At 39.0% G+C, this 14,041-nt stretch carries 14 protein-coding genes and 1 tRNA gene; 8 read left to right on the top strand and 7 right to left on the bottom strand.

The features are described 5' to 3' along the window. The first annotated feature begins 348 nt into the window (after window positions 1-348). The 4 genes from IQ264_RS27145 to IQ264_RS27160 all read left to right on the top strand — a co-directional run bounded on the left by IQ264_RS27145 (window position 349) and on the right by IQ264_RS27160 (window position 1,973). Entirely contained in the window at window positions 349-957 is a 609-nt protein-coding gene (locus IQ264_RS27145) for a hypothetical protein (protein ID WP_193984800.1), read from the top strand. 122 nt (window positions 958-1,079) lie between these two features. Beyond that, the gene (locus IQ264_RS27150) at window positions 1,080-1,310 is read left to right on the top strand and encodes a hypothetical protein (protein ID WP_193984802.1); all 231 of its coding nucleotides are present in this window, start codon (window positions 1,080-1,082) and stop codon (window positions 1,308-1,310) included. Then, window positions 1,307-1,570 carry a hypothetical protein gene (locus IQ264_RS27155; protein WP_193984804.1) on the top strand — a complete coding sequence of 88 codons (264 nt, stop codon included), beginning with the start codon at window positions 1,307-1,309 and terminating at the stop codon, window positions 1,568-1,570. Before IQ264_RS27150 ends, IQ264_RS27155 begins: the two co-directional genes overlap by 4 nt. After that, window positions 1,545-1,973, top strand: a complete 429-nt coding sequence (locus IQ264_RS27160; RefSeq protein WP_193984806.1) for a hypothetical protein — start codon at window positions 1,545-1,547, stop codon at window positions 1,971-1,973. Before IQ264_RS27155 ends, IQ264_RS27160 begins: the two co-directional genes overlap by 26 nt. A 196-nt stretch (window positions 1,974-2,169) precedes the next feature. On the opposite strand, the gene IQ264_RS27165 is transcribed toward IQ264_RS27160, so the two are convergent. Further along, on the bottom strand, window positions 2,170-2,943 hold the full coding sequence (locus tag IQ264_RS27165) for a PRC-barrel domain-containing protein (protein ID WP_193984808.1): 774 nt from the start codon (window positions 2,941-2,943) through the stop codon (window positions 2,170-2,172). 142 nt (window positions 2,944-3,085) lie between these two features. Between IQ264_RS27165 and IQ264_RS27170 the strand changes: the two genes are divergently transcribed. Beyond that, window positions 3,086-3,805, top strand: coding sequence for a DUF2459 domain-containing protein (locus IQ264_RS27170; protein WP_193984810.1), 720 nt, complete (start codon window positions 3,086-3,088; stop codon window positions 3,803-3,805). 18 nt (window positions 3,806-3,823) lie between these two features. On the opposite strand, the gene IQ264_RS27175 is transcribed toward IQ264_RS27170, so the two are convergent. The 5 genes from IQ264_RS27175 to pgl form a co-directional block, all read right to left on the bottom strand. Continuing rightward, window positions 3,824-4,231 carry an FHA domain-containing protein gene (locus IQ264_RS27175; protein WP_193984812.1) on the bottom strand — a complete coding sequence of 136 codons (408 nt, stop codon included), beginning with the start codon at window positions 4,229-4,231 and terminating at the stop codon, window positions 3,824-3,826. 153 nt (window positions 4,232-4,384) lie between these two features. Further along, a complete protein-coding gene (locus IQ264_RS27180) occupies window positions 4,385-6,496 on the bottom strand; it encodes a CBS domain-containing protein (RefSeq protein WP_193984815.1) in 2,112 nt (703 codons plus the stop codon). A 176-nt stretch (window positions 6,497-6,672) separates the two neighbouring features. Then, entirely contained in the window at window positions 6,673-7,110 is a 438-nt protein-coding gene (locus tag IQ264_RS27185) for an FHA domain-containing protein (protein WP_193984817.1), read from the bottom strand. Between the two features lie 30 nt (window positions 7,111-7,140). Next, window positions 7,141-7,905: an FHA domain-containing protein gene (locus IQ264_RS27190; RefSeq protein WP_193984819.1), complete on the bottom strand. Its 765-nt coding sequence runs from the start codon at window positions 7,903-7,905 to the stop codon at window positions 7,141-7,143. Between the two features lie 80 nt (window positions 7,906-7,985). Then, the gene (gene pgl / locus IQ264_RS27195) at window positions 7,986-8,723 is read right to left on the bottom strand and encodes a 6-phosphogluconolactonase (protein WP_193984821.1); all 738 of its coding nucleotides are present in this window, start codon (window positions 8,721-8,723) and stop codon (window positions 7,986-7,988) included. Between the two features lie 201 nt (window positions 8,724-8,924). Here pgl and IQ264_RS27200 point away from each other — a divergent pair, with 201 nt between their 5' ends. The 3 genes from IQ264_RS27200 (at window position 8,925) to IQ264_RS27210 (ending at window position 13,614) form a co-directional block, all read left to right on the top strand. Continuing rightward, on the top strand, window positions 8,925-9,860 hold the full coding sequence (locus IQ264_RS27200; protein ID WP_228061856.1) for a hypothetical protein: 936 nt from the start codon (window positions 8,925-8,927) through the stop codon (window positions 9,858-9,860). Between the two features lie 428 nt (window positions 9,861-10,288). Further along, window positions 10,289-11,725, top strand: coding sequence for a GAF domain-containing sensor histidine kinase (locus IQ264_RS27205; protein WP_193984823.1), 1,437 nt, complete (start codon window positions 10,289-10,291; stop codon window positions 11,723-11,725). Window positions 11,726-11,925: 200 nt separating this feature from the next. Then, entirely contained in the window at window positions 11,926-13,614 is a 1,689-nt protein-coding gene (locus IQ264_RS27210; RefSeq protein ID WP_193984825.1) for an ABC1 kinase family protein, read from the top strand. Between the two features lie 246 nt (window positions 13,615-13,860). On the opposite strand, the gene IQ264_RS27215 is transcribed toward IQ264_RS27210, so the two are convergent. Continuing rightward, a tRNA-Glu gene (locus IQ264_RS27215) sits at window positions 13,861-13,933 on the bottom strand. Window positions 13,934-14,041: the final 108 nt, after the last annotated feature.

Raw genomic sequence — 14,041 nt, forward strand, 5'->3', positions numbered from 1 at the left:
TTAATAATAGAATTAAGCTCATTATTCGACAAAGCTATGGCTTTAAAAGCTTTGAATCTTTGCGAGAAAAGCTGTTAGCTTGTTTATTTAAATAAGATTTACTTATCCCCACAGGTACGGGAGAGCCAAAGTGATTTTACTCAAATTGAAAGTTTAAAAAACTTCGATAGTATAGGAGATTTTGAACAAAATATTAATGAGGAAAATTACTATTTATTTGAATACTATCTACTCAGATGCGGTTGTTTAGTTCATAAATGGGATGAAACATTATCTTTTGCTGTACCCTACAAATTAATTAACCAGAACAAAAATATCGATTCTGACGAACAGGAAATAAAAAATATTTTGGGCAAAGAGGAGTTTAAGGTCACTAAAGCTGCAAAATCCCTTACGATCAGCTACTTTGCGAAAGATCTGAATATAATAAATAAACGATATAATTTAAACAAAAAAATTCGCACAGCTATTCTAGGATATTATGGAATTGAAACAATTCTTGGCTATTGGATACCAAAGCAATATGTTGATGATCTAAAGGAGCAACAGAAACCGGATGATTTGGAAAAATTTCAAAATGATTTGCTTATGTTGAAGGAAAAATTAGATGATGAATCCAAAAAAGTTGAAATACATTGGGTAAATCTCAAAAAGGCTGGTAAAATCAATCAAGACGAACCTAACCCTAAAGAGTCTTTCAAGATAAATTTCATAAACACTATTAATGATTCAATACTATTAAAAAGAATATATTATAGATACGCCATAACTGAGTTACCTTATCTGATTGAACAAGATAAAGAAATTAAACTTATGTATCAATCTTTAATCCAAACTTGTGATTGTGAAAACAAAAGAGAGATATGTCAAAAAAATGACACCATTAAAGCTGTTATGAAAGCTGTTTGCGAAGCTCACTCAACTAAAAATTTGAATCCAATTCTCAATTTGAAGTGAAATAGATATTAGGTAAAGCTTTATCAGATCTAGAAATATATCTTTATTAAAGATAGTGCGATCGCACTTTTCCCAAATGATAAACTAATATCAAAATCCCTGCTATTAGAGGATTATGTTTTATGTCATCTCCAGCAATTACCACCGTCATCGCTATGATGGAATCTTTACCAGAAACATTGCAAGAACAAGTAGCCGAACATTTACGAGAATATATTGCTGATTTAGAAGATGAGAGGAAATGGGATAAATCCTTTAAGAAAACACAACAGCAACTAATTGATGCAGCGCGACGTGCTAAAAAAGAAATTGCCGAAGGAAAAGCAAAACCATTGGACTACGATCGGTTATGAAGTCCGCAACTCTTCCTGCTTTTTGGACTGCTTACGCTTCTCTGGATAAAGAGACTAAACAAAGAGCTAAAAAAGCTTATCGCTTGTGGTCTGAAAATCCATTTCATCCCTCATTGCACTTCAAATGTATTAATAGTGAAGAAAGTATCTGGTCTGTAAGAATAACGCGAAACTATCGTACTGTAGGAATTTTGGATAATGATACAGTTACTTGGTTTTGGATTGGAAGTCACGATGATTACGAGCAGTTTTTTTCGTAAAAGGTTTAGGTTGTGCGATCGCACCCCACAGAAAACCCCCCGCTACATCTGCGTTCATCCGCGTTCATCTGCATTAATCTGCGTTAAAAAAAGTGATCGCACCCCACAAAAAACCCCTGACTACATCTGCGTTCATCCGCGTTCATCTGTGGATATCTGCGTTAAAAAAAAGCGATCGCACCCCACACAAAAAATCCCCGCTACATCTGTGTTCATCCGTGTTCATCTGTGGATATCTGTGGTTAAAAAAAGCGATCGCACCCCAGAAAAAACCCCCCGCTACATCTGCGTTCATCCGCGTTCATCTGCATTCATCTGCGTTAAAAAAAAGCGATCGCACCCCACACAAAAACCCCCGCTACATCTGTGTTCATCCGTGTTCATCTGTGGATATCTGTGGTAAAAAAAAGCGATCGCACCCCACAAAAAACCCCTGACTACATCTGCGTTCATCCGCGTTCATCTGTGGATATCTGCGTTAAAAAAAAGCGATCGCACCCCATAGCAAAACTCCCGCTTTATCTATGTTCATCTGTGGTAAAAAAAAGCGATACGCGCTACCCGCAGGCTACACCAACGCACTTCCCCCAACTTCCCACTCAACCTTTTTTCTTTTCCTCAGAATCTTCCACCAACTCAGCTTTAACTTCAATTATTTCAGGCGCTTCCGGTAAAGCAGGATTTTCTGATGTAACTTGACTTTCTGAAAGTTGTTCTTTAGCTTGATCTGCTAACTCCTTCGCCTTATCTTTAGCTTGATCTGCAATACTCTGTGCCCCTTTCGCCAAAGAATCTAAATGGCGCTTTGTCTCCTCCAAATCTGTCTTTAACAAGTCTTTAAACTGCCCTACTTTTTGATTCAAACCCTCAGAATAAAATTGTGGTTCCTGAAAAGTTGCTTCCTCCACAATTAACCGCTTACTACCAATACTTTGAATTTTAGGAATTGGTAAAATGTAAAGACCATTTAAAATTCCCTTCCATCCACTAGAAGTAAACAAATAATTAATTACAGCGCCAGTTTCAGGTACAATTAAATAATCAACTAACTTCCCAACCTTACTACCAGTATCCGTCCACACTTCATGACCGATTAAAGAATATGCTTCATCAGGTTTTTCTGGATTAGCAAATTCTTCAGTATTAACATTTACCAAAATGCTATGTTCGCCAAATGATTCAATTTGTTGCCAAAGCACCCGTTGTTTACTGCTACCTAGAAAGCCTGACTTACAAGTTAAACCTATAACTTTATGAGTTTGCAGATTTAACCATAAATGGTCTATTCGTCCTAACTCTTCTGCGGTGCGGCGATCCAACACTAACAGATTAATTAGTTGACTTTGCTTAATCACAGATTCTTGTGTATCCATAAATTACCTCCTAACCTCTGAAATAACGTTGCTGTAAAATTATAAGTAAAATATAGTGGAATTTTACTCTATCCAGAATCAGATTCAATTCCCTAGACTAAATTAACCTTAATTAACCACGCCTATATTTAAGAAAAATTTTATGCTTAAATGGCTAACTGTAAATAAAAAACAGCGTCTCAAAAAATTTTTCTATTATTCTTTCTTAGCCAAACTATCTTTGCTTACCTTATTAGCTATTGGTTATTTTACACCAGTAATCAACTGCAATATTAAACAAGAAAAATGCGATTTTTCCGTTTGTGTTATTAACGATGGAATGCACACAAATATTGTCCTTCCGGTTAGTAATAACTTAGTTGATTGGCGGGAATTTATTAACATTTCCACTATGGGTAAAGATACTACAGCTAATTACAAATATCTTACTTTTGGTTGGGGAGATCGAGATTTTTATATTCAAACTCCCACCTTTGCGGAATTAAATCTTGTGACTGCTTTCAAAGCATTATTTTTACCTACTCCTTCCACAATTCTTGTGCAAGGATTTTCTCATATTCCCCAAAATCGAGAAACAAAATGTGTAAAAGTTACAAAAACAAATTATTTACAATTAACTCAATTTATCCAAAATACTTTTGAATTAAATTTGCAAAATCAGCCTATTAGAATTGCCGATGGTCACTTATCTAGTAGTGGGTTTTATGCAGCGAAGGGAAGTTATTCAATAGTGAGAACTTGTAATAATTGGACAGCAGAAGCATTAAGAAAAGCTAATGTAGATACACCTTTATGGGCGGGTCTTTCTTCGGCAGTAATGCTACATTTTCGTAGAAGTTGTGAATGCAGCATTAAGTTATGAAAAATTAGTACTCCGTAATTAGTCAGGAGGAATAGTTAGGAAAGTACTTTTATCTTTTAATGGGTCTGAATTATTTCCAGACGATCGCTTAGACTCAGATTTCTTATTAACTTTATCAGGATCTCCCACTTCCAATTGAATTTGAATTTTTGGGCCCGAATTTCCCAAACGGACAATCATGCCATCATTGACCTTAATCTTTTTCACTGGGCGATCGTACACATAAGTTCCATTAGAACCTAAACTAACAATTTCCCATTCCGAACCATTATGTACCAGCTCGATATGTTTACGAGACACAACAGAGCTCAGAACCACCACATCATTCTCTTTGGAACGACCAATCTTAATTACAGGTTCAGCATCAAAAGTCCAACTTTGAACCGGGGTAGACTGGGTAGGATGTAACAGATTTAAAGTAATCACCGCTATAAAATTGGGAAGATATTTGTGTGTATAATTGTTACGACATTCCGCCGCTTACGTCCAGCATATCAACTAAATAATGCTTCGGCAATTCCTTCAATCATACACTTACCAAATAGGATATCACTAACTATAAACTAGAGTTCCTCAAAGCTATTGATTTTGCCTTATAGGAATTTCAATCACTACTTCTGTACCCTGTCCTGGTGCGGAAATACACTTTAATTCACCACCGTGTTTATCTACTACAATCTGATAACTAATCGATAATCCTAACCCAGTCCCTTGACCCACTGGTTTAGTCGTAAAGAAAGGGTCAAAAAGTTTACGTCTAACATTTTCAGTCATACCGGGGCCATTATCAAGAATCCGAATTGCCAACCAAGGAAACTTACCGATCGAAAGCGGGGATTTTTGTGGAGATTGATTAGCGATCGCATTTCCCCCCAAACCCTCAATTAACTCGGTGCGAATGCGAATACAAGGTACAGAACAATGAGTAGGATAACCTCTTTCCAAGGCATCGATCGCATTATTCAACACATTCATAAACACCTGATTTAACTGACCAGCATAACACTCCACCAGAGGTAGATCCCCATACTCCTTAATCACTAAAATACCCGGATGTTCTGGAGTTGCCTTCAAGCGATTTTGTAAAAGAGATAAAGTACTATCTATTCCCTCATGCAAATCCACAGGTTTCATTTCCGCTTGATCCAACAAAGCGAAATTCCGCAAAGATAACACAATCTGGCGAATCCTTTCTGCCCCAATTTGCATCGAACTCAGTAACTTTAGCAAATCTTCCAACACAAAATTTAAATCAATTTCCTCAGCCCGAACTTGAATATCTGGCACCGGAAGCGGATAATACTTTTGATAAAGTTGTACCACATCTAATAAATCTCGTGCATACTGACTAGCGTAAGGCAAATTACAATGAATAAAACTAACCGGATTATTAATTTCGTGAGCAATTCCCGCCACTAACTGTCCCAAACTAGACATTTTTTCCGCTTGAATCAGCGAAGCTTGAGTATATCGCAACTGATGTAAAGTAGCTTCTAACTGAGCCGCTTGTTCTTGTAATTCTACCTCTCTACGGCGCAAAGCTTCTTCCACTTTTTGTCGTTTCGCTATATCTTCTTTAAGCAACTTATTAGCCGCTTTTAACTCAGCAGTTCGTTCCTCAACCTGCCTTTTCAAATCATCATGAGCCTTTTGCAATTCTACTTCCGCTAACGCCCGAGAAAAAATTTCCCGTTGCAATCTTTCATTAGCTTGTCTTAATTCCGTCGTCCGTTCATCCACAGCTTGCTGTAACTCTTCAATCACCCCATACATTTCGGTAGCACCGAGAACTTTCAACAAGCTAGTTTGGGAAACAATACCCAACAATTCCCCTTGAATACCTGTTACTACCAAACGCCGGACATGACTTTGCTGCATTTGTTGATGAGCAATCCATAATGAATCGGAAGGAGTTAAACAAAATAGCGGCGTACTCATTACCTCTTGGGCTTGCATTTGGGATAAATTCAGTTCTAGAGCCTGAAATTGCACGATATCGCCCTCAGTGACAATTCCCACAGGTACTATGTAATTTTGTAATCGATCGCCAATTTCTAAAGAATAGTTCTCTTCAATCCTGGTAATTACCACACAACTTACTCGATACTCCGCCATCAACTGAGCTAAATTCAACACCGATGTAGTCATTGGTGCATGAATTACCTGAGTATTCATCACATCCCCCACAGACCACAACCTGGTTAACAAATTAGCTGGTTGCATGGAAGCACGAATACTCTTAGGTGTCAGCAATCCCATCAGTTGACCTTGGGAGTCTAAAACTGGTAGATGGCGAATTCGATGTTGACGAAAAACTGACAAAGCCGTAAAAATATCTTGAGAATCCGACTCAATCAGCTTAATTACCGGACTGGACATCACATCAGCGACTTTCACACCCTGGAAATCCATTCCGATCGCTGTTAGCCTCACAATATCTCTTTGAGTAAATATACCGACTAACTGAGAGTCTTTCATTACCAAAGCACAACTAGCTCTTTTGAAAGCCTGTAGAGAAGTCACATCTGTTTCTAACAATTGTGGCGAAGTATCTACTGGACAACTACTTCGCATCTGCGCCATGAGGTGCAGTACATCAATCACAGGAGTATCCAGAGTGACTGTCAGGGTCTGAGAGTCAATAGCACTTTTTAGAGATAGAGAGTATGGCGCTGCGCCGTTAAGCTGCATGGAGATAAAAATAATGTGATGATTACCACATCACCACATTAATTCAGCTTATTACATTTTGCATAGTTTACTAAAGAAGGAAAAAAGTTAAAGGGCAAAGGCTTAAGGAATAATTTCCTGTCTAATTTCTTTGCGTCCCCGCATCAGCCTGAAAACTTCTACTTTGAAAGACACCCCTAATCATCTATTTGGGTACTGTCTTCTTTTTGTTGTTCACCTTTAGGATAAATTAAAGTATCTCTGGATTTTTCTGGCTTTGGTTCTCCTAGTGCTGGTTTTTGCGAGGTCATCTTTTGTCCATCTTTCGTACCATTCGTTCCCAGATGGATTTGAATTTGGGGTCCTGAGCGAGCTAACCGAATCATCACTCCGTCTTTAATCGGTGCTTCAGTGATGCGTTTACCTTCTAAGTATGTGCCATTAGCACCCAAATTTATTACTTCCCAATTAGAACCTTGACGACGTAGTTCCACATGGTAGCGGGAGACTACGGCGCTATAAAGAATCACATTGTTATCGGTGGCACGTCCGATCCGAATCAACGATTCTTCTTCAAAAGTCCAGCTTTGGATGGGGATCGACTGAAGCGGATGTAGTAGGTTTAGTGTAATCACATTGGTGGTGTCTACTCTGGGTCAAATCGACTAAGAAAGCTGAAATAAGAATGTTACAAGGTCTCCCTTTCCCAGGGAAATGCGATCGCCAGAACGCAATCGATGTCGATTACCCTTTGGCAAAGGCGTATGGTTAATGTAAGTTCCGTTAGAGCTTCCTACATCTTCAATATAGTAGGCATCTCCCTCAACTCGAATATCTGCGTGGATTCTGGAAACTACCTCAGAATTAGGAAATCCAGAAACGTCGATATCTGGGGGAATTTGCTCATTAGGTTTTCCCAAATGAATAATTGATAAATTTTGTGGTAATTCAATATTGGTTTTAGTTTGGACATGATTGAGCAAAGCTCTTTGTTGCTGAATCCGAGTCGGAGCAATGGTTCCTTGATTTGGTGTGGCGCTGTTACCAGATGACATCTCCGGGGTAGCGGGTGGTGGAGATGGGGGTAAATTTGATTGAGCGCTCAAATTTTCTGGATCGGGTACAGAAGAACTGACGACCAAGGGTTCTGGTTCTACCAAGGGTTCTGGTGCAGGTAAATCGGGCATTGCAGGTGGCGCTGAGGGAGTCATTGCCACTGTAGCGGGAGCAGATGTTTGTGGTTCTGCTCCCGCTTCTGCTTCTGCTTTATTCTCGAGACTAAAGCCGCACTGACCGCAGAAACTAGCATCTGTTTGTACTGGCGCACCACAGTTGGGGCAACTAGTAGTCGCAGGTAAGGGGGTGTAGCAGGCTTCGCATTGTACTGCGCCATCTGGATTTTGGTGATTGCAGTTTGGACAAACAATCATGAAGTTTTTACCTAAAGGTCATTGTCAAGGGTATTTGCTGGGATTTAGGTGCTGCCAGTTACTCTCCTAAATAAATTTTATTATGGTTCTGAGGTAACTAAATTTAGATTTCTGGCTGCTGATTCATCTAATAGCCACCAAAATTGTCCTTGCGGTTGAATTAGTCGGGCTGGATAAGTCATAGCGTCGGCTTCTTGGGCAAAAATCTCGGCTAGGGCAGCCTGTTTATTAGCACCCGCAACAATAAATACCACATAACGAGCGTTGTTGATTAAAGGTACTGTAAAGGTTAAGCGAGGTTGACCGTCTTTGTTGCCCACGGTAACTAGGCGATCGCTTACTTGCAGCGCCTCTGTATGGGGAAACAAGGAAGCAGTATGCCCATCATCTCCCATTCCTAATAAAACGATATCAAAAATTGGTATCTCGCCACCTGATACGGAAAAGAATTGTTGTAATTCGGTTTGGTGTTGTAGCGCGTCTGCGGCGGGATTACCTGCGGCGGTGGGCATGGGGTGAATATTGCTGCTGGGTATATTTACTCGATCTAGCCAAGCTTGTCGAGCCATTTTTTGATTGCTGTCGGGATGGTCTGGTGGGACGTAGCGTTCGTCGCCCCAAAATACATGAATTTTGTCCCAAGGCAGGTTTTGTTTGGCGATCGCTTCATACAGTGCTTTGGGTGTACTGCCGCCGGAAAGAGCAATGGTACAAATCCCCCGTTGGTCGATCGCTTCTGCGATCTTTTCTTGGACTAAGGTGAGCGATCGGGAAATTAAATCAGTCTGAGAAGGAAGTACTTCCACAATTTTACCCATGAGTTGCTGCCCCTTTAGCTTTCTTTGTTTTGCGAGTAAACCATAATCTATCAGGAATAGAGACTAATTTTTGTGTTAACCTTGCCATTTGGCAGGGTCAATAGTAACCTTAAACTAAAAAAAACTCAGTTAAGTGTATTTGCGTCTATCTGTACAACTGTTACTCTAAACTAAAGATTTGACAAAACTGTTAGGAGCATCTTGCGAACAATTGCTTATCCCAAAATGTTAGATCCCAGAGAGAACGTTGCTAAGCAAGCACGAAGCGGCAGCGTAGCAGCCATCATTCAATTACTTAATGAAAAACTGTCTGCTACCGGAGTCAGAACTAGAGCCGTGCGAGAAAATGACTTATTACAATTGCTATGTGAAGCGGAAAAGGCGGATAACCTGGAAAAATCAATTTTAGTGCCGCAAATTCAGGAAATATTGGCCAGTATTAGCCCACGAAATATTCGTCGTGCTAAGATTAATAGTCGCATTATTCAAGAACAGCAATTACTGTGGGTAGAAGAAATTAACCGCGATCCAGAAAGTCAATTACTTTGGGTAGAAGAAATTAAATTACCCCAGCGTCATTTCTGGGATCAGTTAGTCGAAAATTTATCCGAACATAAAATTAGTGTAGGCAAGCAACCGACATTGAAGAGTTCTTTAACTCCTGTGGAACGTTCTCGACAACAATTGAGGCGAGGCATAATCGTGGGAGCTTTATTCAGCCTATCACTGTCATTAGTTGGCTGGGGCTTATATTACAGTTTAAGTCGCCCAGCAAATCAAACAACGGTGAAAAAATCAGATTCTTCAGTAGCCACTTTGCCCAGCCTATCATCAGTCAATCAGAAAGCAAACACTACTAAAGCCGTTGTCCAGCAAACCAGTGTATCCCTATCTACAGATTCCTTTAGCACGGCGGTGAAACTAGCAGAACAAGCTGTCGCCGCAGGTCAAGTTGCCGAAACTCCGGCTCAGTGGTTAGAAATAGCTGCTAACTGGCAAAAGGCTTCAGATTATATGAGTAATGTCCCAGCTAATGACGATCGCTACCAATTAGCGCAAAACCGCAAAGAGCTATATCGCCAAAGTAGCGAAATAGCGTTGAAAGAAGCCCAAAAAAAACGCTCAGCTCAGCCTTAAGTAGGAAAGTTTCGGTTTTTAGTACTTCAATTTAGTTGATTTCTAGAGAAAACACGGATGCTAGTTTTGTCCGGTAAGGATAATCTAGTGCCAGTTGTGTCAGTAATAGAAGTTCTGTTATAGCACTTTCTATAAGTCTGTCTTATCGGAAAAATAGCATACTACCAAAAATACAAATATATCAAATCAGACTTAAATGAAACAACTCTCTCAAAAATTCTTGTTATTGGAGGATAAATCTTTCCAGTGGTCAAATTCTTCAGAGTGTTTATCATTTATACCCCAAAGCAACCAGCTCATAAGTAACTTTATTTACCATAAAGGAAGTGTAAAATTTAACAGGGTAATGTTCCTTTTGGGATATAGTTCCTAATGTCGTGCTGTATCAAAAACAGCCGTAAATTTCAGCTTTGTCAGACTAAATAACAATGGCAATATCACAGGTTCATTTGTATAAACAATTCGATACCTCATCAAGGCATCAAGCTTTGCTAAATCAGTTAACGATCGCCATCCGTAGCTGTACTGAACTAGAGCAAATTCTCAAGCTAGCTGTTGATGGTTTAGTGCGGACTCTACAAATTGAGCGGAGTCTAATCTTATTCTTGAAATACGTAGATCCACTCATAAAAAACCGTTCCCAAAAGCCTATTCCGAGAGCTAAAGCCACAGTAATTTATGAATGGTCTATTTTAAATTCCGAAGGCAATCAACCCTCGCCAAGTTCAATTAATCAATCTTTTTCGTTATCAGATTGTGGTTTGTGTCAGATGGCTTATCAACATAGTCCCAAGCCGTTAATTTTTAATGAGAAAAACTCCACTTCTTATGGTGATTCCACTGAGGGTGTAACAGCAATTTTTGACCTTGACAGTATGCCAAATTTACTGTTGATTTCTTTGGAAAGTCAGGGAACGGTGTTGGGTTTTTTGGCTTTACAACAACGTCAACCAAGGGTTTGGTTAACTGAAGAATTGGAATTGGTGGAGTTAGTAAGCGCCCAGTTAAGTATCGCTATTCTCCAGTTTCAGACATTACGCCAAACTTCTGCTTTGGTGCAAGAAAGAACGGATCAGTTAGAATGGAGTTTGTCTGTTCAGAAAAAGTTGTATGAAAAGACTCGCCAACAAATTGACCAATTACGTCGTTTAAATGCGCTTAAAGATGAGTTTCTCAGCACGATGAATGACCAAATGCGAAACCCTTTGGCAAGCATGAGAATGGCTATTTGTATGTTACGTCAACCAGGGTTGCCTGTGGAGCGTCAGGTAAGGTATCTGGATATTTTGGAGCAACAATGTAATTTAGAGATTAATTTGATCAATGATTTGCTGACGTTGCAAGAATTGAAATCTCACAAAACTAAACTGCAACCACAAAAAGTTGATATTAGGGAGATAATTGAAAGGTTAGAGCAGTCTTTTACTGAGAAGTGGTCGGTGAAGGGATTAAGTATGGAGGTGCATTTACCAAAGCGATCGCTAATATTATATACTGATGCTGATAGCGTAAACCGCATTCTTAACGAACTACTCACAAATGCAGGTAAGTACTCAGAACCAGATACAAAAGTTGTTTTGCGTGCTATTTACCAAGCTAATCAAAAAGTCCCACAAATCGTTTTGTCACTCTCGAATATTGGTTCGAGCATCTCACCAGCAGAACAGGATTATATCTTCGAGGAGTTCCGTCGGGGTGAGGGAGTGATGCAAAAAGGAATTCAAGGTACTGGTTTAGGATTAGCTTTGGTCAAATCTTTAGTAGAACATTTGAATGGAGTAATTACTGTTTCTAGCTCTTTGATCGAAAATAGTCCGTCATCGTTAACTTGCTTTACCCTGACTTTACCGCAAATGCAGGGGTGATGAACAAATTTTGCTTTTCTGATCCTGCTTTTGTACTATTTGAAGTATACACAGTGCATCATTGAATATGAGAATTGATGATTGGTAATCTGAATGATTCAAATCGGAGTTAACTCAATCTCAAGCTCGTTCGTCTTGAGTGTGTTTTTATACTCCTTTAATCTTTAGTTTCCCATCAGGAATTACTCATCCTAAATTATATGGCTATAACTGCTACGCCAAATTCACCAAAACTCTGCCGCTGGCAAAGACCTCAATATTCTCAGCTGACTCGTCAGATCGATATTTTTAGTGCAGCTATAACTTTTATCTTTTATTTGTGGTGGGATGCTACTTTTCCGAATAGTTCGCTTTTACACAAAAAACGTCGGGCAGAGTGGTTAAAGGAAACTTTGGTAGATTTAGGCCCAACTTTTATTAAAATTGGACAGGCGCTATCTACTCGTGCGGATTTGTTACCTTTAGAGTATGTGAAAGCTTTATCAGAATTGCAAGATAAGGTTCCTCAAATTACTGCGGAAGAGGCTATTTCGGTAGTTGAATCAGAATTAGGTAAGTCTATTTATGTTTTATTTCGTGATTTTGAACGCTGTCCGATCGCAGCTGCTAGTTTAGGTCAAGTACATCGTGCTTGGTTACACACAGGAGAAGAGGTAGTTGTTAAAGTTCAACGTCCGGGATTAGAAAATTTATTTAAATTAGATTTTAAAATTCTCCGCCAATTAGTACATTTTTGTCAGAGCTATTTACCTTGGACAATTAAGTATGATTTAGTAGCTATTTACAATGAATTTTTCAATCTTTTATATCAAGAAATTGATTACATCCAAGAAGGCAAAAACGCCGATCGATTTCGGCAAAATTTTCAAGATAATCCTGATATTTGTGTACCAAAAGTTTATTGGGAATACACAACAACTAAGGTATTAACTCTCGAATATGCTCCAGGTATCAAAATCGATGATAAGCAAACTCTAGAAAATTGTGGTTTAAATTTAAAAAAAATTAATCAAATCGGCATTTGTTGTTATTTAAAACAATTATTAATTGATGGTTTTTTTCAAGCAGATCCCCATCCGGGAAATATGGCTGTTAGTTTGGAAGGCAGAATTATATTTTATGATTTTGGCATGATGGCAGAGGTCAAGTCTTTGGCAAAAGACCAAATGTTGAAGACTTTTTTTGCTGTTTTAAGAAAGGACACAATAACAGTCTTAGACAGCTTAATTAATATGGGTTTAATTGAGCCTGTTGCTGACATGACTCCAGTAAAACGATTGATTGCTTTTTTATTAGATAAGTTTACGGAAAAGCCGATCGATTTGCAGGCTTTTGGGGAAATTCGCCAAGAATTGTATGTAATGTTTGAGCAACAACCCTTCCGATTACCTGCACAAATGACTTATATTATAAAGTCATTAACTACTTTGGATGGAGTAGCGCGAACTCTCGATCCTCAGTATAGTTTAGTTGCTGCGGCTCAACCTTTTGTCAGAAGTATTACTTTATCTAGAGGACGCATTAATAGTGTTGGAGAATTAGCTAGACAAACGCGAGATTATATTAAATATAGGTTACAGCAACCTAGTAAAACGGAACTGGCGCTGCAACGTTGGGAGGAAAGAATTGCTAGTGGTGCGTTACAATTTCGGAGTAAGTCTGAGACTAGCGATCGCATTCTTAAACGCATTCATCTAGCGATTAAAAGTCTAATTTATGCCTGTTTAACCGGGTTTACTTTGCTCAGTGCTGCTGTGCTACTCTTGGGACACTATCGTGCTTTTGCTCCGATCGCTTTTGCTTTATCCGGGTTATGTTTGTTGTTTTTGCTACGCTCTTTATTCAACTTAACAGTCAGAGAAAAGCTGGATAAATTGGCGGAAAAATAAGCGGGGAAAAGCTTAAATTATTACTTTATCCTTTAACTTTTAACCTTTTCCCTTCTAAAATTGTCCCTTAAAAGACTACCAACCCAAGCTGGGATAAGGAGACAAGGAGAATTTTTATCTTCAACCTTCTACCTGTTCCATTTTTTTACCAAAATCTTCTCCTTTAGACCGATACCCCTTAAAATAAACAAAAGGCGAAAAGAAATTTTTTTCTTTCGCCTTCTGCATTTTCCTATTTCTTTGGGATACCCCCAGGGGAATTCGAATCCCCGTCGCATCCGTGAAAGGGATGTGTCCTAGGCCTCTAGACGATGGGGGCGTGTCGTTCACACTTTTATAATAATATCCACTATTCCCTAAGCTGTCAACCCCTTTTTTTGTTTTTTTCTGATCTTTTTTTCCGAGGTAGGGGTGGGGGTAGGGGAGA

It is taken from the genome of [Phormidium] sp. LEGE 05292, assembly GCF_015207735.1.
Classification (GTDB): Bacteria; Cyanobacteriota; Cyanobacteriia; order Cyanobacteriales; family Aerosakkonemataceae; genus Floridanema.